The 23,555-nt window shown below is 30.5% G+C and carries 20 protein-coding genes; 18 read left to right on the top strand and 2 right to left on the bottom strand.

Going from position 1 to position 23,555, the window contains the following annotated elements; genetic code table 11:
• The first annotated feature begins 12 nt into the window (after positions 1-12).
• The 17 genes from CLRAG_RS07045 to CLRAG_RS06965 all read left to right on the top strand — a co-directional run bounded on the left by CLRAG_RS07045 (position 13) and on the right by CLRAG_RS06965 (position 19,781).
• A complete protein-coding gene (locus CLRAG_RS07045) occupies positions 13-1,194 on the top strand; it encodes a glycosyltransferase (protein ID WP_065077766.1) in 1,182 nt (393 codons plus the stop codon).
• 7 nt (positions 1,195-1,201) lie between these two features.
• Positions 1,202-2,314, top strand: coding sequence for a glycosyltransferase (locus CLRAG_RS07040; protein ID WP_065077765.1), 1,113 nt, complete (start codon positions 1,202-1,204; stop codon positions 2,312-2,314).
• A gap of 32 nt (positions 2,315-2,346) precedes the next feature.
• Positions 2,347-3,348, top strand: a complete 1,002-nt coding sequence (locus tag CLRAG_RS07035) for a glycosyltransferase family 2 protein (RefSeq protein ID WP_065077764.1) — start codon at positions 2,347-2,349, stop codon at positions 3,346-3,348.
• A 38-nt stretch (positions 3,349-3,386) separates the two neighbouring features.
• Positions 3,387-4,676 (top strand): O-antigen polymerase, encoded by a 1,290-nt coding sequence (locus CLRAG_RS07030; protein WP_065077763.1) that lies wholly within the window; start codon positions 3,387-3,389, stop codon positions 4,674-4,676.
• Positions 4,677-4,727: 51 nt separating this feature from the next.
• Positions 4,728-5,708 (top strand): acyltransferase family protein, encoded by a 981-nt coding sequence (locus CLRAG_RS07025; protein WP_065077762.1) that lies wholly within the window; start codon positions 4,728-4,730, stop codon positions 5,706-5,708.
• 180 nt (positions 5,709-5,888) lie between these two features.
• Entirely contained in the window at positions 5,889-7,430 is a 1,542-nt protein-coding gene (gene murJ, locus CLRAG_RS07020) for a murein biosynthesis integral membrane protein MurJ (protein WP_065077761.1), read from the top strand.
• Between the two features lie 40 nt (positions 7,431-7,470).
• Entirely contained in the window at positions 7,471-8,676 is a 1,206-nt protein-coding gene (locus CLRAG_RS07015; RefSeq protein WP_065077760.1) for a sugar ABC transporter substrate-binding protein, read from the top strand.
• Between the two features lie 81 nt (positions 8,677-8,757).
• Positions 8,758-10,074 (top strand): nucleotide sugar dehydrogenase, encoded by a 1,317-nt coding sequence (locus CLRAG_RS07010; protein ID WP_065077759.1) that lies wholly within the window; start codon positions 8,758-8,760, stop codon positions 10,072-10,074.
• A 36-nt stretch (positions 10,075-10,110) separates the two neighbouring features.
• Positions 10,111-11,214: a Gfo/Idh/MocA family protein gene (locus CLRAG_RS07005; RefSeq protein ID WP_065077758.1), complete on the top strand. Its 1,104-nt coding sequence runs from the start codon at positions 10,111-10,113 to the stop codon at positions 11,212-11,214.
• A 69-nt stretch (positions 11,215-11,283) separates the two neighbouring features.
• Positions 11,284-12,033: an acyltransferase gene (locus CLRAG_RS07000; protein WP_065077757.1), complete on the top strand. Its 750-nt coding sequence runs from the start codon at positions 11,284-11,286 to the stop codon at positions 12,031-12,033.
• Between the two features lie 20 nt (positions 12,034-12,053).
• On the top strand, positions 12,054-13,106 hold the full coding sequence (gene wecB / locus CLRAG_RS06995) for a non-hydrolyzing UDP-N-acetylglucosamine 2-epimerase (RefSeq protein ID WP_065077756.1): 1,053 nt from the start codon (positions 12,054-12,056) through the stop codon (positions 13,104-13,106).
• A 34-nt stretch (positions 13,107-13,140) separates the two neighbouring features.
• Positions 13,141-14,400, top strand: a complete 1,260-nt coding sequence (locus tag CLRAG_RS06990) for an O-antigen ligase family protein (RefSeq protein WP_065077755.1) — start codon at positions 13,141-13,143, stop codon at positions 14,398-14,400.
• 205 nt (positions 14,401-14,605) lie between these two features.
• Positions 14,606-15,709 carry a glycosyltransferase gene (locus CLRAG_RS06985; RefSeq protein WP_065077754.1) on the top strand — a complete coding sequence of 368 codons (1,104 nt, stop codon included), beginning with the start codon at positions 14,606-14,608 and terminating at the stop codon, positions 15,707-15,709.
• 14 nt (positions 15,710-15,723) lie between these two features.
• Entirely contained in the window at positions 15,724-17,274 is a 1,551-nt protein-coding gene (murJ, locus tag CLRAG_RS06980; protein WP_065077753.1) for a murein biosynthesis integral membrane protein MurJ, read from the top strand.
• Positions 17,275-17,299: 25 nt separating this feature from the next.
• Positions 17,300-18,307 carry an acyltransferase gene (locus CLRAG_RS06975; RefSeq protein ID WP_242872104.1) on the top strand — a complete coding sequence of 336 codons (1,008 nt, stop codon included), beginning with the start codon at positions 17,300-17,302 and terminating at the stop codon, positions 18,305-18,307.
• A 105-nt stretch (positions 18,308-18,412) separates the two neighbouring features.
• A complete protein-coding gene (locus tag CLRAG_RS06970; RefSeq protein WP_065077752.1) occupies positions 18,413-19,066 on the top strand; it encodes a sugar transferase in 654 nt (217 codons plus the stop codon).
• A 1-nt stretch (position 19,067) separates the two neighbouring features.
• Positions 19,068-19,781 (top strand): WecB/TagA/CpsF family glycosyltransferase, encoded by a 714-nt coding sequence (locus CLRAG_RS06965; RefSeq protein WP_065077751.1) that lies wholly within the window; start codon positions 19,068-19,070, stop codon positions 19,779-19,781.
• Between the two features lie 65 nt (positions 19,782-19,846).
• Here CLRAG_RS06965 and CLRAG_RS06960 read toward each other — a convergent pair whose 3' ends face one another.
• Positions 19,847-20,260 carry an RrF2 family transcriptional regulator gene (locus tag CLRAG_RS06960; protein ID WP_065077750.1) on the bottom strand — a complete coding sequence of 138 codons (414 nt, stop codon included), beginning with the start codon at positions 20,258-20,260 and terminating at the stop codon, positions 19,847-19,849.
• A 134-nt stretch (positions 20,261-20,394) separates the two neighbouring features.
• Positions 20,395-21,261 carry a delta-lactam-biosynthetic de-N-acetylase gene (gene pdaA, locus CLRAG_RS06955; RefSeq protein WP_065077749.1) on the bottom strand — a complete coding sequence of 289 codons (867 nt, stop codon included), beginning with the start codon at positions 21,259-21,261 and terminating at the stop codon, positions 20,395-20,397.
• 154 nt (positions 21,262-21,415) lie between these two features.
• Between pdaA and CLRAG_RS06950 the strand changes: the two genes are divergently transcribed.
• The gene (locus CLRAG_RS06950; RefSeq protein ID WP_065077748.1) at positions 21,416-23,179 is read left to right on the top strand and encodes an Eco57I restriction-modification methylase domain-containing protein; all 1,764 of its coding nucleotides are present in this window, start codon (positions 21,416-21,418) and stop codon (positions 23,177-23,179) included.
• The last annotated feature ends 376 nt before the right edge of the window (positions 23,180-23,555 follow it).

The raw sequence follows: 23,555 nt of genomic DNA, 5'->3' as shown, positions 1-23,555 counted from the left end.
GATGAATAAGCCATGAAGAATGTACTAGTTATTTCACATATGTATCCCTCATCTTCTAACAGCGTTTTAGGTATTTTTGTCCACAAACAAGTGCAAAAACTCATAAATGAAGGCTGTAGGGTAAAGGTTGTGTGCCCTGTTCCCTATGTACCAGCTTTTTTAGGGAACATAAAGAAGTATAAAGCCTACATTGATATTCCATCTAAAATGGTACTTGATGGTGTGGAAGTTTTTTATCCTAGATATATAGAATTTCCAGGAGGGTTATTCCTTCAATACTCAGGATTTTTTATGTATTTAGGTATAAGGAAAGTTATAAGCAAATTGTATAAAAAGTTTAAATTCGATGTAATACATGCACATACAGCTATACCTGTAGGATTTGCAAGTATAAGTCTTAGTAAGAAGTATAAAGTGCCTTTTGTAGTGACAATTCATGGGCAGGATTTTCAATATACTATAAAAAAGAATAATATGTGTAGAAAAAATGTGACTAAAGTTTTGAAAAATGCAGACAAAATAATAACTGTCAGTAATAAACTGAGAAATATTATAGAAAAGAAGGAGCTTCTAGATAAAACAGTAGTAATAAATAATGGAATTAACCCAGAAGAATGTGTAGCAGATAAGCAGATTGAGCTAGAGGGAGATTATGTAATGCTCAGTGTGTCTGCGTTAATAAAGACAAAGGGAATAGATTTGAATATAAGAGCTGTTTCAAAGCTTGTAAATATATATCCTACTATAAAATATTACGTAATTGGCGATGGAGAGGAATACAGGAACTTAAAAAGGCTTGTAGATAATTTGAGTTTAAATAAAAATGTGATTTTTTTAGGAAAGTTACCTCATTCTCAAGTAATAAAATATATGTCCCCAAAATGTGATGTATTTGCACTTCCAAGTTGGCAGGAAGGTTTTGGAATAGTGTATATAGAAGCAATGAATAGTGGTATACCCGTTATAGGTGTTAAAGGTCAGGGAATAGAGGATGTTATTGTGGATAAAAAAAATGGATTTTTGGTTGAACCTCATGATTTAGATGATTTAGTTTGTACTATAGATTACATATTGAGTCATAAGGATAAGGCTAAAATTGTAGGTGAAAATGGGAAGAAGACAGTATTAAGTGAATTTACCTGGCTTAGAAATGCTCAGAAAACTATTCATATATACAATGAGATTATGAGGTGAAAGAATATTGAATATTGCAATGATACTTACAAATGGATTTGATCCTGACCCCAGGGTATATAAAGAGGCGAAGTCTTTGGCAAAACTTGGACATAAAATTACTATATTATGTTGGGATAGGGAAGGAACTTATATTGATAAGCCTGAAGAAAATTTGGATGGTATAAAAATAATAAGATTCTTTGGAAATGCCCAGTATGGGAGTGGATATAAGCAGGCTTTTAAATTTCTTAATTTTAAAAGAGATGTATATAACTATTTAAAAAATAAAGATTTTCAGGCACTTCACTGCCATGATTTTGATGGACTTTTTATAGGTTTTGGTATAAACAAAAAACTTAAGTTAAAATTAATATATGACGAACATGATCTTTTTTATCTGTACTTTTATAACAGAAAAGGATTTTTAAACAAATGTATCTATAATTTAATAATTTTAATGGAAAGACATATGCTAAGAAAAGTAGATATTCACATAGTAGTTACCCCAAAAATGAAGGAAGTTTACAGTAAAATAAGTAAAAATATTTACATAGTCAACAATGCTCCTTATAAAAATCTATTTAATAATATAGAAAAAACGCCAAGCGATAAACTTAGAATTGGTTTTATAGGATCTGTCAGATATTATGATGAGATGAAAGCATTAATTGATGCTTCTCAAAAATATAGCAAGTTTGTGCAAATAGTTGTTTGTGGAAGGGGAATATACTCTGAAAAGCTTGCTGAATATTCAAAAAGATTTTCAAATGTAGATATAAGAGGAGCTTATCATATAGATCAATTAGAAGAACTTTACAGGAACATAGATGTAACTTATGCTTTTTATCCTGGAGATACGGCTACTATATCTATGCCAAATAAGTTCTATGAAAGTATAATAACTGAAACTCCTGTTATTGCAAACAAGGTTACGGAATTTGGATATGAAGTTTGCAAAAACAATTTTGGATATGGAATAGATGGTGGTAATCTTAAGGATACACTAGAGCATATCATAGGAAAACTTATAGAAGATCGGGAAGAAAAGAAGAGTATAGTAGACAATATGAAAAGATTGAAGAATAATTATTTCTGGGAAGCCAATGAACCGATATTAAGTAAAATATATGAAAAGTAAACTATTTTCATAGAATTGAAAAGGAGATTTGTATGTATAATAAGGATACAGTTTCAATAATAATTCCTGTGTACAATGAAGAAATACATATAGAAAAGTGCCTTAGTTCCATAATAAATCAAACTTATGATAATATTATTGAAATATTGGTTTTAGATGGTATGTCTACTGATTCAACTAGAGATATAATAGGAAAATTTGAAAATGAGAAGATTAAAATAATAGATAATCCTAAAAAAATACAATCTGCAGGCTTAAATAAGGGAATAAAAATGGCAGAAGGAGATATAGTTGTCAGAGTAGATGGTCATGCACTTTATGACAAAAACTATGTAAGTGAATGTGTAAACACTTTAAATAAATTAAAATCACAAAATGTAGTAAATGTAGGAGGACCTACTTATCTTTTAACATCAAAATCCTATATAGAAAATTGTATTGTATTTTTACATGAAAGTAAATTTGGAATAGGTGTAGCTAAATTTAGACAAAAAGACTATGAGGGATTTGTAGATACGGTTTGGAATGGAGCTTTTTGGAGATGGGTATTTGATAAAGTAGGACTTTACAATGAAAGCTTAGCTAGAAGTGAAGACAATGACATGAATAATAGAATATTAAAAGCTGGATATAAAATATACCAGAATAAAGACATAATATCCTATTATAAACCAAGAAGTAGTGTAAAAAAGATAATATCTCAAAATTTTGCAAATGGGAAGGAAATTGGAGGTTCTTTAATTACGAACAGGGAAATAGTTAGAATAAGGCATCTTGTACCTTTAATTTTTCTTCTTACCATACTGCTGTTTGGTGCAACATATAGATTATTTTTACTCAGCAAAGTTATAGAAATTTTAGCACTGGGGAGTTATTTCCTTGTGGATATACTGGAATGTATAAAGATAGCTTCAAAGAATGGCATAAAGTATATGCCACTTATGTTTATATTATTTTTCTTGCTGCATATTGCCTATGGCGCAGGAACTGCAGTTGGATTTTTTAAGTCACTTGTGCTTGGTATATCTAAATGATAAGTCATAAGTGATCAGTGAAAATAGGAGGTTTCTGGATGATACATAAAATTTACAATATGATAAATAAGGATAGCAAGATATTATCTATTATCCTATATTTATTCATAATAGCTGCACTAACATTTGGATACATACATTCAATAGAGTACTATAAATCTTTTAATTTTATAATAAATCAGGGTATTTTGAAAAGGTCACTTATTATGCTGCCTTTGTTTGTAGTCATAATATATACGGCTGTTTTTTTACTACCTCATAGAGTTGAAGAACTGACAAGTTTGTATTGGCTTTTGTTTTTAATTTTAAGTACTACTCCACTTTTAATAGTATATATTATGAGCGGACTTGGGGATAGTAAAAATTCACCAGTATTTATATATACAATAGCTGCAGTAGGCTTAATAGGTGTTTTGCTTACTAGTAAGTTTGATTTTAAAATACCTCAAATAAATATTAGTCCTAAAACTTTCTGGATAGGCTTAATAGCATTTATGGTAGTTGGTTATGGGTATATAATCTATAAGCTTGGAATGCCTACTAAAATAATTCAGGCTTTTAAAGATGTATATACAGTAAGACTGGATTACAGGGACCACGCAGGAAGATTTGTAGATTATTTTGTACAGTGGCTTGGAAATATAATAAATCCATTTATACTTGCATTTTTAATATACAAGAGAAAATATAAACTTGTATTCATACCTTTTGTGCTGCAAATTATACTATATGGATATGCTGCATATAAGAGTCAATTTGCAGTTCTACTTTTAGCACCGTTTTTTGGAATGATATTGAGATACGGAATAAAGAGAAGCTTTATAGAAAAAATAATGGCACTTGCCGTAGCACTCGGAATTGTAGCATTGTACCTAAAAAAATTATCAATATATTTACTCATAATAATAAGAGTGTTCTTATGGCCGTCACTTATAGCACTAGAGTATTTTGATTTCTTTTCTATGTACCCTAAGATGAAGTTAGCTCAGGGCATACTAGGACATTTCTTTAAAAATATATACAATATGGATCCTAATTTTTATATGGCTACAGTTTATTATGGAAGACCGGATATGAGGCTAAATGTAACCTGGTATGGGGATGCCTATATGAATTTTGGAATTATAGGTATAGTCATATTTGCCATACTGCTTTATTTTATAATGATAGTCATAAGATCTGTAGAAAGTAAAAATATACTTTTAGTATCTACTCTCCTCTTTGGAGGCATAATGGCGCTATTTAATGGACCTATACTTACTACACTGCTTACTAATGGATTGGGTCTTGGAGTACTTTTGGCATATTTGCTGCCTAAGGAAATATAATTAATTTTGCTAAATTTTTAGTATTGATTGCTTGTGAAGGAGTAAAGAGTGATGAAGAAGTATTATAAGGATATGGATATAGCTAGAGGAATAGGTATATTTTTAGTAGTGCTGGGACATTCGTTTCCTGATTCACAGTTTAATGGCAGTATGTTTTATGCCTATATATATAAACTCATATATTCATTCCATATGCCTTTCTTTTTTGTTATATCAGGTTTTTTTGCCTATAAGATATATAGTATAAAGACTGTAAGAGATTATGGTAGTTTTGTTTATGGAAAATTTAAAAGACTTATGGTTCCATATTTTGCAGTGTCACTAGTGGCGGTGCCCATAAAATTATATATGAATAACTATGCTGCGAGACCGGTAAAGCTAAACAGTCTCATAACAAATATATTGATTTATCCTTTAGATATTCCAATACAATATTTTTGGTTTATATATACATTATTTTTCATATTTGCAGTCGCACCAATTTTTAAAAAATTACCTATAAATTTGACCTTAGTAATAACTTTGCTTTTAAATCTGTTGTTTACAAAGCAAATAGGTTTATTCTATGTGTATGGTGTAATTCATTATTTGTTTTACTTTTTCTTCGGAGTATATTTAAAAAATACTTACGATAAATGGAAGAGTATTAAAAATAAGTACGCTATAGTTTTAGTATTTTCTATAGTTCTTATGGCTATGAATGTATTTGATGTGGGAAAGGGAGCGTATCCTTACTACAACCTAGTTACATCTCTTCTCGGAAGTAGTATATTTTTAATGGTATCCCAATTCATAATGAATACTTCAGGTGGAGAATTGTTTAGAAAAGTAGGAAGATACAGCTATGATATTTACCTCTTGTCCTGGTTTTCACAAACAGGAGCCAGGGTTTTATGTTATCAAATGTTGAAATTAAATTATAGCTTTGTAATTGTAATAATGATTTTAGTAGGATTTATACCTATTTTAATATGTAAATGGATACTTAATAAAATACCTATACTAAGTAAAGTATTTTTAGGACATAAGTAAAGATGTTAACAGGCTATTTTCAATTCGTTGTATATGAAATTGATTAGTGATAAAATACTTGAAGATATAATTTACACATTAGGCATTTGAAATAGAATAGGCTAGCGTACTAACTGGTTATTTCTTTGAGGATGCTTTAGGCAGTGCTTAGATGCAGGTAGGATAATTTTGGAGGAAGATATGAAGAAAGATGGGCTTGTTAAAGCTGCTGGTGTAGTAATGGTAATTTCAATGGCGAGCAGAGTAATAGGATTTGTAAGGGATGCACTTATTGCCAGTGCATTTGGAGCATCTGCTAGTTCAGATGCCTATACTATGTCCCTTACAATACCAAATTTGATGTTCAATTTGTTTGGAATTGCAATTACTACTACTTTTATTCCAATACTCAGTGAAACATATAGTAAACATGGTAAAGAGGAAATGTTTAAATTCGCCAATTGCATAATGAACATCTTAATGATTATTTCGCTGTTTTTATGTGTTTTAGGGTGGATATTTACTACAGATATAGTTAACGTAATTTCTAATTTTAAAGGGGAAAGGTATAATTTAACCATATTGTTAACTAAGATGAGTATGATAAATATACTTTTTTTGAGTTTAAACAGCGGCTATACGGCAGTGCTTCAAACTTTAGATGATTTTACAGCTCCAGCATTAGTTGGAATAGCAATGAATATACCTATAATAGCTTATGTGTTAATGGGAAGCCATTATGGAATTGTAGGGCTCACAGCAGCTACTATGCTTGGAAATGGACTTCAGATAGTGGTGCAAATTCCATGGCTCATAAAGAATAAGTATAAATACAGTCCTAAAATAAATTTAAAAGATCCTAAGATAAAAAAAATGCTTTCATTGATTGCTCCAGTTGTGATTGGAACTGGTGTTAATCAGGTAAATGAAGTAGTTCAAAAGAGAATGGCTTCTACTCTTGTAGTGGGAAGTATATTGGCACTTGATTATGCAAATAAGTTAAATATGCTTGTTTATTTCACTTTTGCATCTGCAATAGTTACAGTTATATATCCTTCTTTATCCAGGGATGGAAGTCTTAAAAATTATGATGATTTTAAATCACATATAAGCGTAGCAGTAAATAATATCAATATCATAGTAATACCAGCTATAGTAGGAATGTTGATACTTAGAGTTCCTGTAATAAGTGCACTTTTCATGCACGGTGCCTTTAATAGGCAGGCAGTTAATATGACTGCTGATGCACTACTTTTCTTGGTATCTGGACTGGTATTTTGGGGTATAAGAGATGTATTTAACAGAGCTTTTTATGCTATCCAGGATACAACCACACCTATGATAAATGGTGCCTTAGGTGTAGCTGTAAATATAGTTATGAGTATAGTACTTGTGAAAAAGATGGGTATAGGAGGACTTACTTTAGCTACAACAATTTCTGCATTTGTAAGTTGCGTACTTTTAGCTAAGGATTTAAGAAAAAGAGTTGGAAATATAAATGGAGTCAATATGTTTAAAGTTGGAATAAAGATAATGGCAGCTGCAGGTACTATGGGAGTGTGCATATTTTTAATAAATAATTTCCTGGGAAATTTACTAGGTGGATTTAAGGGACAGCTTTTGACACTCTTTATTTGCATTGTAGTTGGTATCGCAGTATATGTGATTATGCTACTTGTGCTAAAAGTACAAGAACTTGCTAATATAATAGATTTGGTAAAAAAGAAATTAAAAATTGCATAAATTTGCTAATTAATGCAGTGAAAAGGAGAAGAAAGTTCTAATGAAGAGATTTTATAAACTTATATCTGTGGTTTTAGTATCTGCACTTTTTTTAACTGGCTGCACCACAGCAGAGACTGCAGGTACAGGTAAAAATGACAAGGAAATAGTAATTTGGTCACATCTTACAGATCCTGAAATAACAGAACTTAGGACTTTAGCAGATCAGTGGTCCAAAACCTCGGGATACAAAGTGATAATTCACTCAGATAAAGGAGACAACAGGGCTTATATTGAAGCATCCTTACGTAATATGGAACCAGATATAGAATTTGGAGTATCCCATGACAGAATGGAAAAACTTCATAATGAAAAATTACTAGCACAGGTTCCAGATAACCTTATAGATAAAAATAAATATATACCATCGGCACTTGAAACTATATCTTTTAAGAATAAGATGTACGGAGTACCTATATCTGTGGAAACATATGGACTCTATTATAATAAAGATAAAGTTAAAAAGGTACCTAAGACGTTGGAAGAGCTGATTTCCATGGGAGAAAAACAGGGATTTCAGTATGATATAAATAACTTTTATTTAAGTTTCCCAATTCTTCAAGCAAACGGTGCTTATATATTTAAAAAGGAAAATGGTGATTACAACGTAAAAGATATAGGCCTTAATAATGAAGCTGCAATTAAGGGATATACCATGGTTCAAGATATGGTGCAAAAGTATAAGTTGATGCCTGAAAAGATAGATAGTATAACTGCAAGAAACAATTTTAAAAATGGAAAAACAAGTTTCTATGTAAGTGGATCTTGGGATCTTCAAGAGCTAGATGCATCAGGACTTAATTATTCTGTAGTACCTTTCCCAAAATACAATGGTAAACAGATGACATCCTTTGTAACGGCACAGGTAGGTTATGTAAGTTCTAAGTCTAAGCATCAAAAAGAAGATTGGAGTCTTATGAAATATCTCATTAATCATTCTAGTATTCCACTTTTTAAAATAACAGGAAGAATTCCTCCATATAAAGTGGATTACAACATAAAAGAAGTGAAAAATGATCCTAAGGAAAGAACTTTTGTACAGCAGTCTGAATATGGTCAAATACTGCCAAATGTATCTGAGGTTCAGGCTCTTCAAAATGCAAACAAGGTAATGACAGAGCTTACTTCGGGGAAGATAACTCCAAAGGAATGTGGACAAAAAATAGAAAAGGATATACTTGATTTTATTGTAAAAGAAAAGCAATAGTATGTATATGAAGATGACAAAGAAATTGGGTTGTATTATAATGAAAAAAGTAGAAATGATGCTAAACTAGGAGGTAAAAAGATGTCGCAGTTGAGAGATGAATTAATTCAAAAATTAGAGAATAGGAAAGCTAAGTTAGGAGTAGTAGGATTAGGATATGTAGGACTTCCACTTGCAGTAGAAAAAGCTAAAGCAGGGTATGAAGTTATTGGATTTGATGTTCAGGATAAAAAAGTTGAATCGGTAAATGAAGGACATAACTATATTGGTGATATAGTGGATTCAGATTTAGAGAAATTAGTTAAGGAAGGAAGACTTAAAGCTACTACAGATTTTAGTTTTGTAAAAGATGTAGATGCAGTTTCTATATGTGTGCCTACTCCATTAGATTTATATAAACAGCCAGATATATCATATGTAGTTAGTTCTACTAAAAGTGTTGCAAAATATTTGCATAGAGGAATGCTCATAGTACTTGAGAGTACTACTTATCCAGGAACTACAGAAGAAGTGTTAAAGCCTATACTAGAAGAAGGCGGACTTAAATGTGGAAAAGACTTTTTCCTTGCATTTTCACCAGAAAGGGTAGATCCAGGTAATAAACAGTATAAGACAAAAAATACCCCAAAGGTAGTAGGAGGATGTACTCCTGAATGTACAGAAGTGGCAGCTACATTATATAGAAATATATTAGAAAGTGAAATATATACTGTATCCTGTCCTGCAGTAGCAGAAATGGAGAAGATACTTGAAAATACTTTCAGAAATATAAACATAGGTCTTGCAAACGAAATGGCTGTACTTTGTGAAAGAATGGGAATAGACGTATGGGAAGTAATAGATGCAGCCAAAACAAAACCTTATGGCTTTATGGCTTTTTATCCAGGACCAGGACTTGGAGGACATTGTATACCTCTTGATCCATTTTATCTTTCATGGAAAGCAAAAGAATATGATTATCATACAAAATTAATAGAGACTTCTGGAGAAATAAATGATTTTATGCCAGAATTCGTAGTCGATAATGCTATGAAGCTTTTAAATGGACATAAAAAAGCTATGAATGGTGCAAAAGTACTTCTTCTTGGAGTAGCTTATAAGAAGGATATAGATGATTTAAGAGAGTCACCAGCCCTTAAAGTAATAGATCACTTGGAGAAAAATGGAGCAGAGGTAATTGTAAGTGATCCATTTATTCCTGAATTCAAACGTAATGGAAAAGTATACCATACAGTAAAATGGGAAGATGTAATAGATGAATCTGATATAGTAATTATAACTACAGATCACAGCCCTTATGATTATGAGGCTATAGCAGAAAGAGCTAAAATAGTTTACGATACAAGAAATGCTACTAAAGATGTAAAGAATAACAGAGAAAAAATTCATAAACTATAAGTTATATACAAATATTACTTTTTAAGAGGTGTTTTTATGAGTAAATTGAAATTTGCCATCTTAGGATGTGGAAGAATTTCTTACAAACATGTAGAAGCTCTAGCAGCTAATAAAGATGAAGCTGTTTTAGTAGCAGTTTGTGATTTGGTAGAAGAAAAAGCAGAGCAAAGAAAAAGTGAGTACATAGAAAAAATTGGAGATGCTAAAGTAGCAGTTTATACTGACTATAAGAAAATGCTTGAAGAGCAGGACATAGATGTAGTTACTATAGCTACTGAAAGTGGATATCATCCTGAAATAGCAATGTACTGCATGAATAACAAAAAGCATGTAATATGTGAAAAACCTATGGCACTTTCAATAAAAGATGCAGATGGTATGATAGAGTGTTCTAAAAAGAACAATGTAAAATTGTGCGTAAGCCATCAAAATAGATTTAATAAACCAGTGCAGCAGCTTAGATCTGCTGTGGAGGAAAATAGATTTGGCAGACTTGTAAATGGTACAGCTAGAATACTATGGAATAGAAATATGGGATATTATCATCAGGCACCTTGGAGAGGAACTTGGAAGCTAGACGGTGGAACATTGATGAATCAATGTATACATAATATAGACTTACTTCAGTGGATGATGGGAGGAGAGATAGACACTGTTTATGCTCAATGCGATACTTTCCTAAGAGAAATAGAAGCTGAAGATTTTGGAGCTATTGTTATAAGATTTAAAAATGGAGCTATAGGTATAGTTGAAGGTACTGCTTGTGTTTATCCTAAGAACTTAGAAGAAACCTTAAGCGTCTTTGGAGAAAAGGGAACAGTATGCATAGGTGGACTTGCAGTAAATAAGATAGAAACCTGGAATTTCGAAGATCACAAGGATTTAGACGATGAAATATTAAAATCACAAGAGGGAGATCCTGATACTGTATATGGTTTTGGACATATACCTCTTTTCAAAGATATGATAGATGCAATAAATAATAATAGAAAGCCTCTTATAGATGGAGAAGAAGGCAAAAAGGGAATGTCTATAATTTTGGCGGCTTATAAATCAAGGCTTACAGGTATGCCTGTGAAATTCCCTATGGGAGATTTCTCAACTATGGATATGGTTGGAGTGAAAAAAATAAACAAGTAGCAGTTAAGAATTGAGAATGGAGAAGATTTCATTCTCAATTCTTAAATATGCAGGAAAAGGAGAATAAGTATGTCTGAAAATTATATATCGAATACTTCGAAAGTTGGCAATAATGTAAGTATGGGGAAATTTGTAGTTGTTGAAGACGATGTTACAATAGGAGATAACTGCATGATAGGCCATAATGTAGTTATACATAAAGGAAGTAAAATTGGAGCTAATGTAAGGATAGATGACAACAGCGTAGTAGGTAAAGAGCCTATGAGATCAGTGAACAGCATATTTAAAGATGAGAAAAAATTTGATCCAGCTCTAATAAAGGATGGATGTTTGATAGGGGCAGGAGTTATAGTATATTGCGGCTGTGATATAGGTGAAAATACACTTATTGCAGATTTGGCTACAGTCAGAGAAAATGTAACTATAGGAAGTAAAACGATAATAGGTAGGGGAGCTGCTATAGAGAACTTCTCTAAGATAGGTTCTAACTGTAAAATTGAAACAAATGTATATATTACAGCTTACTCAGAAGTAGAAGACAATGTGTTTATTGCACCTGGAGTTGTAACTTCAAATGATAACTTTGCGGCTAGATCCAAAGAAAGATATAAACATTTCAAGGGTGTCACAGTAAAGAAAGGTGGAAGAATCGGAGCTCAAGCTACTATACTTCCAGGTAAGATAATAAATGAAGATGGTTTTGTAGCAGCAGGCAGTGTGGTTACAAAAGATGTGGAAAAGGAAATTATAGTAGCAGGTAATCCTGCTAAACAATTTAGAAAAGTTCCAGAAGATCAACTTCTTAAAAATCAACAGTAAACTTTGCAGGGAGGAAAAACATGAAGGTATTAACAGTTGTAGGGGCAAGGCCTCAATTCATAAAGGCTGCTGCTGTATCAAATGTAATAAGAAAACATCATACAGAAATATTGGTTCATACAGGTCAGCATTATGATGAAAATATGTCAAAGGTATTTTTTGATGAACTCAATATACCAAAACCAGATTACAATTTGGAAGTGGGTTCTGGAAGTCACGGAAGACAGACTGGAATGATGCTTATAAAATTAGAAGAGATATATGAAAAGGAAAAGCCAGATTTTGTACTTGTATATGGAGATACAAATTCAACTCTTGCTGGAGCATTGTGTGCAAGTAAGCTTTTAATTCCTGTAGCTCACGTTGAGGCAGGACTTAGAAGTTTTAATAGAGATATGCCTGAAGAGCAAAATAGAGTTCTTACAGACCATTTGTCTAATCTTTTGTTTGTTCCTACAGAATCAGCAGTGGAAAATCTAAAAAGTGAGGGAATTATAAAAGGTGTGCATAATGTAGGAGATGTAATGTTCGATGCAGTACTTAATTTTAAAAAGTTAGCAGAAAACAAGAATCAGATTATAAAAGAGATTGGACTTCAGGGTAAGGATTATATACTAACTACTATACATAGAGCAGAGAATACAAATCATATAGGTAGATTAAAAAATATAGTAGAGGCTTTAAATGAATGTAACAAAGTTGTAATACTTCCACTTCATCCTAGAACCAAAAAATATATGACAGATTACGGACTTAAATTTAATGAGAATATAAAGGTTATAGAACCTGTGGGATATCTAGAGATGATAAATCTTGAAATGAATTCTGAGAAGATAGTAACAGACAGCGGTGGAGTACAAAAAGAAGCCTTTTTCATGAAAAAACCTTGTATAACTATGCGAGATGAAACTGAATGGGTAGAAACCGTAAAAAATGGCTGGAACGTAGTAGTTGGAACTGATAAGGAAAAGATATTGGATAGTATAGTGAATTTTATACCTAATAAGGAACAAAAAGATATATTTGGAGATGGAAATGCTTCTGGAAAAATACTAGAAATATTAGATAAATAAATTCTACGGCAGCATTTCATATGGAGGTGAAGTTTTGTTTTTAGATAGATTTTTGTACTTATTGATCTGTGCTTATATAGTACTGCTTCCGCTTTTGCCGAATAAGATGGCACTAGGAAGAATAAATATTCCTCCTGCAGATTGTATACTAGCATTTATTTTGATTGGATACTTTGTAAAACTTCTTACATCAAAAGAGTGCAGAAGTAGGTTTTTTTCTGGAATAAGAGATTTTATCACTAATTATCTTACTGTTTTTATGAGCATACTGGCACTTATGATGTTAGTTTCAGTAAGTTATGCGGCAGATAAGAAACTTGCACTTAGTGAAAGCTTTAGATTTATATCCTATATTATATTGTTTTTTATGATCAAATATGAGTGGAATAGAAAAGAACTTTTAAATGGAATTTTAGGTTCTTATATATGCACCAATGTCATAATATGTATCTATGGCATATATCAAAATTTTACAGGGTTTGGACTTAGTGATAAATTTAAAAATTATGGATATACAAAGTTTAAGATAACTGCTACTATGGATAATCCTAATAATTTGGCAGCTTTCTTGATATTAGCCATATTTCCAATGATTATGCTAGCTATATATGAAAAGAAAAAGGCAAGAAAGTTGTTTTATTCCTTGCTGGCAGCTTTGATGTTTTTGAATCTAACATTTACAGGTTCTAGAAATGCTATTGTTGGAGTGGCAATAGGAATGGTTATATTAGTGATTATGTGTAGTCTTAAGTTTGTACTACCTCTTTGTGTAATTGCAGGGGCATCTTTATTTATACCAGAAATAAGGGAACGAATAATGGCTATAAATGATCCAGTTCAAAATCAATCTAGAATATACCTTTGGAAAATTGCACAAAAGATGATAAAAGATCATCCTTTGTTTGGGGTTGGAAATGGGAACTACGTTAGCTTGTATGACAAATATACGAATATATATCCTCAGTATAAATTTTATGGTTACAGTGAGTGGCCTTGCCATAATTCCTATTTGAAAATGGAGACAGAGCTTGGAATTATAGGAGGAGTATCTTTTGTTGCAGTACTTTTATCTTCATTAATAAAAGTTAAATCTTTTGTAGATACAACAAAAAGTAAATTTTATAAGCATTTCTATATAGGATTTTTAGCTTCTATGGTAGCTTTTTACGTTATGAATTTAGTTGACAACTTATTCTTCGTACCAAAGACTACAACTTACTTCTGGATACTCTTAGCAGTATCTCAAGGAATGATGTACAGGGATAAGAAAAACGAAGGCATGTTTTTGAGTTAATAATTAATAATTAAGAGTGAATAATGAATGGGGATTTTTCTCCACTATGCTGCGAAAATCTAAAATATAGAGCTTATTGAAGCATTGCTTCAATAGCGCTATGTTTTAGATTTAGATTTTCTGTAGTTTTAGCGGAAGAAAATCAACCATAACTCTTAACTCTTAATTTTTAACTCTTAACTATTTTAAAGTGGAGGTGAAAGATATGAAGGTGCTACAGGTTATATCAGGAAATGATATAGGCGGCGGTGGAAATTATGTGTTGAATTTGAGTTTTTATTCAAAGGATAAATTTCATTCAATTATAGGTACAATAGGCGGTGGAGGCCTTTATGATAAAAGTAAAAGTATGAATATAGATACAGTAAAGTTTAAAAGAGCTGCTACCTATGATAGATACTTAATAGATTATGTAAGAGAAAATCATATTGATCTTGTAAACTTTCATGGAGCAAAAGCATTTTTTATCCACTATTTTTTAAAAAATAAAATAGGTGTTCCTACAGTAGCCACAGTACATAGTGATTATAGGAGAGATTTTTTAAATAATAGGATTAAATACCTGTTTTTCACTCCACTTAGTGCACTAGGGTTAGGCAGCTTTAAACAATATATATGTGTATCGGATTATATAAAAAGACTGTTGGATAAGCAAAAATTTATAGGAGAGAAATTTGTAGTAAATAGCGGAATGGATTTTAATAATAGAGTTATAAAGGAAAGTAGAGAAAGTATACGAGCAAGATACAATATATTAGAAAATGATTTTGTATATGTAAATGTAGCAAGATGTCATCCTATAAAAAATCAGTTATCCCTTATAGAGGCATTTAATATGCTGAAAAAGCAAGTTAAAGACGCTAAGCTTATAATAGTTGGAGATGGGCCTATGGAAGAGACTCTGAGACAAAAAGTAGCACAGCTTCATTTAGAGAATAGAGTAATATTTACAGGATATAAGCCCAATGCATTGGATTTTGCAAATGCAGGTGAAGTAGGAATTTTAACCTCCTTTAGTGAAGGTGGAGCACCTCCTATGACTTTGCTTGAAAGTGCAGCAGTGAAAAAATATTTCATAGCGCCAGATGTAGGAGACATAGGGAAAGTTTTAGGTGATAATTTAATTTCATTAATAAATCCTAATTCTGTAGAAGATATATACAAAAAAATGAGAGAAATTTATGAGGAAAGAAATGAGATATACCTAAAAGGAGAAAAATTATATGATGCTGTAGTTGAGAAATTTTCCATAGATAGCTTTTGCACAAAATATTACAATGCTTATACTAAAATACTTTCAGAAAAATAGTTGGAGTGAAAAATATGGCAGAAAAGAAATTAATAAAAAGTTCCATTATAGTAATGCTTTTTATAATTGGCGGAAAAGTTTTGGCACTTGTAAGGGATTCCCTTATAGCTGCAAAATTTGGAGCTACCTATGTTACGGATATATATAATTTTGCATTGGGTATGGTATACCTTTTAACTACTATAAGTTATGGACTTACTACTACTTTTATACCACTTAATTCGGAACATATCGAAAATAGCACTATAAGTGAGAGAAATAAATTTGTAAACAATGTAATAAACATAGCTTCCCTTTTTACAATAGTTCTCACAGCTGTACTCATAATATTTTCAAAGCAGATAATATATGTTTTTGGACATGGTTTTACCTCCAACAGTGTAATATTTGCTCAGTCTGTTGAAATAATAAGGATAATGTTTTTATCACTTATATTTGTAACTTTAGGGAGTGTGGTTACAGGAGTGCTTCAGTCCCATAAAAGGTTTTATGAACCTGCTGCTATGGCATTTGTATCTAACTTAGTTTATATAGTGTATTTAGTGTTCTTAACTTCCAGGTATGGTATAAAGGGATTTGCAGTAGCTACAGTAATAGGATTTTTCGCTCAATTTGTAATAAATTTGCCAAGGTATAGGAAACTTAAGTATAGATATAAATTTATATTGGACTTTAAAAATAGTGATGTACATCAGATGTTTAAGCTAATGATACCTATAGTTATAAGTACCTCAGTAGTTCAATTAAATTTGTTTGTAAATAGGTGTTTTGCAAATAATATATATTTTGGAGCAGTTACAGTCCTGGACTATTCAAATAAAGTAAGTACCTTGGCTTATGAAGTTTTTGCCATAGGCATAGCTATGATTGTATATCCTACTTTATCTGAACTAGCAGTTAAAAAGGATGTTGTAAAGTATAAGAAATCCCTTATAAGTGCTATAAATACCATAATGATAATAATGATACCTGCATCAGTGGCTATAGGAGTTTTAAGAGATCCACTTATAAACTTAATTTTTAGGAGAGGGGCATTTACAGCACAAGCTGCAAATTTAACTTCCAGTGCCTTATTATTTTACTGCCCTGCAATGATTGCCTATGGAGTAAGGGATATTTTAAACAAAGCATTTTATTCTGTTAAAGATGCAAAAACCCCTATGTCAAACAGTTTTGTGGGCATAATTATAAATATAATTATAAATATAATTATAATAAAATATATGAAGGTTTCAGGGCTTGCTTTAGCTACAACTATCTCTGCAGTCATTACTACTTTGCTTATGATGTGGAACTTGAATAAAAAATTGGAAGGAATGAATATTAGAAAACTTGTTTTAAGTTTTGTTAAAATAGTTTGTTCTTCTGCTATTATGGGAATAGTTATATATGTTATAAATAATTTCTGTATGAATAAGATTTCATCTATTATGCAGCAAAGTATGATTTCAATTTTCATATCTTTTGTATTTGGCAGTGTAGTCTACTTTATATGTTTGTATTTTACTGGATTAGAAGAGTATAGGAACCTAATAAATGGGCTTAAAAATAAAATTACAAGGTAGGTATTAAATATTTTGTACAAGGAAGGTGGCAGACATTACAAAAAGACGTGTTTTGGAGATGGATGTAATAAGAGCACTTGCTATAGTTGCAGTAATAGTATTACATGTTTCTGCAACTATACTGTATAGGAGCACACCTTATTCTATCACTTACAATGCTAACTTTATATTGAATCAGTTTTCAAGGTTTTCCGTTCCTGCATTTATAATTATTTCTGGAATGGGACTCACTATAAGTTATAAAGAAGGATGCGGCTACTTTAAATTTATAATTAGAAGATTTTTAAAAGTAGTACCACAGTATATAGTGTGGTGCTTACTATATATAATCATTATAACTAAGGATTTTAACATACATACTGATTTAAACAACATAGTATATGGAAATGTATTTTATCACTTTTATTTTGTACCTTTAATTATTGAGCTTTACATAATATTTCCTTTCATATACAAATTCATGGAAAAAAAGTGGTGGCTATTACTTAGTTTTTTAATGACATCATTTTTCATTATATATACCTATTACTTTAAAGTAGTGACTCCAGATCAGTGGTTTTGGAATAAAAAAAATTTATTTTACTGGATCTTTTATTTCTCATTAGGAGGATATATGGGAAAAAATCTAGATAATATATCCCAGAAATTAAAGAAAATTGGACCTATAGTGTGTGTTATGTTTTTACTTTCAATTTTTACACTGCTGTATAGTTTTATAACGGGAAATCAGTACGGTAAAAGTATAGACTACATTACGACTTTTCAGCGCCCCTCAGTAATTTTTTATTCTACATTTTTTGTGATTTTTATATTCAGTTTTGAATGGAAGAAAGGATTGTTTATGAAAATTATAAGGTATATATCAAATACTTCTTATGATATTTATTTATCCCAGGCAGGTATACTATATTTGTATACTCAATATTATATAGGAAGATATGTGCATGTGGATAATTTAAGCTTTGGTGTAAAAGCTTTTGCAGTTACATTGATAGGATCCATAGCACTCAACGAGATAAAAAAACTTTTATAAAGAGATAGACGGATAAAGTATATGCAATATGATATAATAAGTAAAAATATAATAAGGCAGGTGAAGTAACTGATTTGTAGGTTTAAATTTACAGATCATAAAATTATGCAGACAGAAGATATAAAAATAGATGTGGATAAAGATATAAAAAGTAAATCCTTTCAATTATTTCTCAAGAGAATAGCTGATTTTATATTATCTCTTCTAGGAATAATTATACTTAGCGTAGTATTTGTAATATTGGCTATATGGATTAAATTGGATTCGAAGGGCCCTGCTATTTTCAAACAGGTTAGAGTGGGTAAGAATGGAAAGAATTTTACCATATATAAATTTAGAACTATGGTAGTAAATGCGGAAAAAAAGAGAGAATTAGACATTGATCCCGGTGACTTAGAAAATTTTGTATTTCAAAGTAAAAATGATAATAGAGTGACTAAATCAGGAGCTTTTTTAAGAAAAACAAGTTTGGACGAAATTCCACAACTTTTTAATGTATTTATTGGAAATATGAGCTTGGTTGGACCAAGACCTGAAATACCAGATGTAGTTAAATTTTATCCTGATTCGTATAAACAAAGATTACTTGTAACACCAGGAATAACGGGATTGGCACAAGTAAGCGGAAGAGGAGAAATAGAACTTGGAAAGACCGTATATTATGATTTGATGTATATAAAAAAGTTTTCGCTGTGGATGGATATAAAAATCTTACTAAGGACAGTCTCATCTGTATTTAAAAGTGAAGGTGCATTTTAATATGTTTACAAGATTGTTAAAATATAATGTATTTAATGGAAGTAAGATGGAGCTCATGGAGTATATAGAGAAGTTTTCTAAAGTAAACATAGTTTCTGGTAATCCAGAAGTACTCTATAATGGACTTAAGGATAATTTATTATTGACTAGTTTTACGGCAAGTAGAAGTGTAATAATTCCAGATGGAGTTGGAACACTTTTGGCTTCTAAAATGGTGAAAGTGCCTATAAAAGAAAAAATAGCAGGTATAGAAATAATGGAAGAAGTAATAAAAAAATGTAGTATGGAAAATAAACCTATATATCTTTTAGGTGCTAAGCAGGAAATACTTGAAGGATGTAAAGAAAATCTAAAACGGAAATATCCTAAGATTAACATAGCCGGAAGTCATAATGGATATTTTGATCTAGAAAATTGCGAAGATATAGTGTGTGATATAAAGAAAAGCAATGCTTATGCACTTTTTGTAGCTATGGGTGCTCCCAAACAGGATATATTTATAGCAAGGAATATGGACATACTTCCGTGTAGGGTGTATATGGGTGTAGGAGGAAGTTTTGATGTTTTGGCGGGAAAAACTAAAAGGGCTCCAAAATGGATGATAGAACTAGGACTTGAATGGTTGTACAGAGTTTGCAAGGAACCTTATAGAATAAAGAGACTTTCTTCTATACCCAAGTTTTTATTGAAGGTTGCAGAATATAATAAAAAGTAAATGTTAAATTATGAAAAGTTATATTTAAGGCTGTGTGATATTTAGTTATCAATGGCCTTAAAATTTTAAATTTTATCTTCCATTATATCTTTGAAATTAATACTCTCTAGTTCCTTAATTAGAGTGCCCTGTACCTTTGAAAGAGCATTGTGCACACCACAATGTCCTTTTTTATGGGCATTGCAATGCTCTGTATCGTATAGGCATCTGTTTAAGTAAATAGGCCCGTCTATGGCCTCAATAATATGTCTTAAAGTAATATCTTCAGGCATACGATTTAAAGCATAGCCTCCATTAACTCCTCTGAAAGATTTTACTATACCTGCCTGAGTCAGTTTCCTTAAAAGTTTAAGAAGAAATCTTAGAGGTACATTTTGATCTTTAGCTATGGTTTTGGCTTCAATTTTTTTACCGTATCCTAAATTTGACAAGTAAAGTACAACTCTAAATCCATAATCTGATTCCTGTGTAATTTTCATAATATCTCCCCAAACATAAATATATTTACCTAGTTCAAAATAACGCAAATTAGGTATAACATACAGTTATATACAAGTTAATTATACCTAATTTACAGAACATTATAAAGTATAATGTTTTGGAAAAGATATTTTTAAGGTAATTTATCCAAACTTTCTAAAACATACCCTTCATTTTTCCAGTCTTTTATAAGTGAATCCAGTATTTCAGAGTTTGTCTTTGATACTGCATGAAGTAAAATAATGGCGCCATTATGAGTCCTGCGATTTATCATTTTTTTTGCTTCCACAGGTGAGGGCTGTTTTTGTCTATTCCAATCATTGTAGGCAAAACTCCAAAATATGGTTTTATATCCTAATTGCTTGGTATAAAATAAGGATAACTCACTGTATTTCCCCATAGGGGGTCTAAAGAATTTAGGCATTTCTTTACCTGTAATTTCTTTATAAGTATTTTCTGTCACTGTAAATTCTCTTTCAAATCTTATAGGATCTTTTGCAGCATCTGCCATTGAAGGATGTTTTTCTGAATGATTGCACACTAGGTGACCTTCATTTACCATTCTTTTTACAAGTTCCGCATTATCTTTTATATAAGGGGTAGTAGCAAAGAAAGCGGCCTTAACGTTGTTGGATTTTAATATATCTAAGATCTTAGAAGTATATCCGTTTTCATAACCTTCGTCAAAAGTAAGATAAAGTATTTTCTTTGAGGTATCTCCTAAATAATATCCAGAGTATTTGTTTAGGAGTTTTAGTATATCTGCAGGTTCCTCTGAAGGCATACCAGAATTATTAGGTTTGAAAAACCAATTTTTTTCTCTTCTATCTAAGTTTTGAGTATTTAGATTTTTTAACCTAGAAGAAGCATTATTATCATCTAGAGTAGTTATGTTTTTTGCATTTGTTAAAGTAGTTTTTCCTACCTGGTAGCCTTTAACACTATAAGGACATAGAAAAATTGTACATAGGAGAAATATAGACATAAATTTTTTGTTCAAATATAATCACCTACCTTATAAGATATATTTTATGGTATACTTAATTTAATAATTTATACTTGAGATTAATAGAGATTGTAAGAAAATTATAGCAGGGAAACGTTGTATAGCGATGTTTCCCTGTAATGCATATATTCAGCACGGAGATAGGAATATGAATAATTTTATTGAAGATATTGAAGAAATTTATAATTTTATTAAAAAAAATACAGATGTAGAAGAGAATATTCATTTTATAGAAACTTATAGGCAAAGACTTAATATGAAGAAAGAAATTAGCTTTTCAGAAGAATACTATAAACAGAAAATTATGAATGGAAAAAACGGAGTAGTGTATACTCCTCCGGAAATGGCAGCATTTATGGTTAAAAACTTGATAAATGTCAATGATGTAATTGAAAATCCATTTATAAAAGTAGTAGATCCTTCCTGTGGATCTGGAAATTTAATTTGTAAGTGCTTTCTATACTTAAATCAAATATTCATTAAAAATATTGAAGTTATAAATAGTAAAAATAATTTAAATTTGAAACTAAAAGATATAAGTTACCATATAGTACATAACAATCTATTTGGATTTGATGTAGATGAAACTGCAATAAAAGTTTTAAAAATAGACTTATTTTTGATTAGCAATCAGTTTAGTGAAAAAAATTTTCAAGTAAAGGATTTTCTAGTGGAAAATATAGATAGAAAATTTGATGTGTTTATAGGAAATCCCCCATATATAGGACATAAATCTGTAGATTCCAGTTATTCATATATTTTAAGGAAAATATATGGAAGTATATATAGAGATAAAGGAGACATATCTTACTGTTTTTTTCAAAAATCATTAAAGTGCTTAAAAGAGGGAGGAAAATTACTTTTTGTTACCTCCAGATATTTTTGCGAATCTTGCAGCGGAAAAGAACTTAGAAAGTTTTTAATTGAAAATACCTCTATTTATAAAATTATAGATTTTTATGGTATAAGACCTTTTAAAAGAGTAGGTATAGATCCAATGATAATATTTTTAGTAAGAACAAAAAATTGGGACAATAATATAGAAATCATAAGACCCAATAAAAGTGGAAAAGATGAAAAAAATAAATTCCTTGATTCTTTGCTTTTAGATAAATCTGAAAAATACAAAAAATTTTCTATTCCTCAAAAGTCTATAAATAGTGATGGATGGGTATTTGTTAATGAAGTTGAGAAAAATATAATGGATAAAATAGAAGCAAAAAGTGAATTTATTTTAAAGGATATATGCCATAGTTATCAGGGTATAATAACGGGATGTGATAGGGCTTTTATAGTTGATAGAGACACAATAAATAGTAGAAAAATTGAATTAAGGTTAATAAAACCCTGGGTGAAAAGCAGCCATATACGAAAAAACGAAGTAATTAAAGGTGAAAAATTTATTATATACTCAAATTTAATAGAAAATGAGATAGAATGTCCTAATGCTATAAAGTATATAGAGCAGTACAAAAAAAAGCTTATGGAAAGAAGAGAATGTAAAAAAGGAACGAGAAAGTGGTATGAGCTTCAATGGGGGAGAAAACCGGAAATTTTCGAAGAAAAGAAAATTGTATTCCCATACAAATCGTGTGATAATAGATTTGCTCTTGATAAGGGAAGCTATTTTAGTGCAGATATATATTCTTTAGTATTAAAAAAAAATGTACCTTTTACCTATGAAATGCTTTTAAATATATTAAATAGTTCTTTGTATGAATTTTACTTTAAAACTTTCGGGAAAAAATTAGGAGAAAATCTATATGAGTATTATCCTAATAATCTGATGAAATTGTGTATTCCTTCTATTGGTTTTCGAGAAGAAAATAATGTAGAAAAAAGGTTGTATGATTTTTTTGGGCTGACAGATAAGGAAATTCAGATTGTAGAAAAAATAAAAGATAATTGCTGAGTTCATATTTGGCAATTATCTTTTTAAATTTTACTAAAAAAATTATCAATATGTGTTTAAAAATATAATAGGTGGTAAAAATAAATAATAAAATTACTAATAAAAAAAGAAGGAAAATTATTCCAAACGGAGAATAGTATTAAAGTACAGGTTTTGACTTTATGGAGGGTTACTAATTAAAAATTACAACTATATTTACATATTTTTGGTTTATTGTAACTCTAGATTAAAAATGAAAGAAGGGGGGTAAAAGTGTCTGGCTCGGACTATGCATTATTATGCATATGACTAAAATTCTTAGTATGAATTTCAGTCATATAACAATATGCCTTTATTGTTATATGGTAAATTAAAGTTAAAATTGAGATTTTAACGC

Origin of the sequence: Clostridium ragsdalei P11 (assembly GCF_001675165.1) — a bacterium.
Classification (GTDB): Bacteria; Bacillota; Clostridia; order Clostridiales; family Clostridiaceae; genus Clostridium_B; species Clostridium_B ragsdalei.
Note: the sequence above shows the minus strand (reverse complement) of the source record. Positions and strands in the feature narration are given on the sequence as shown.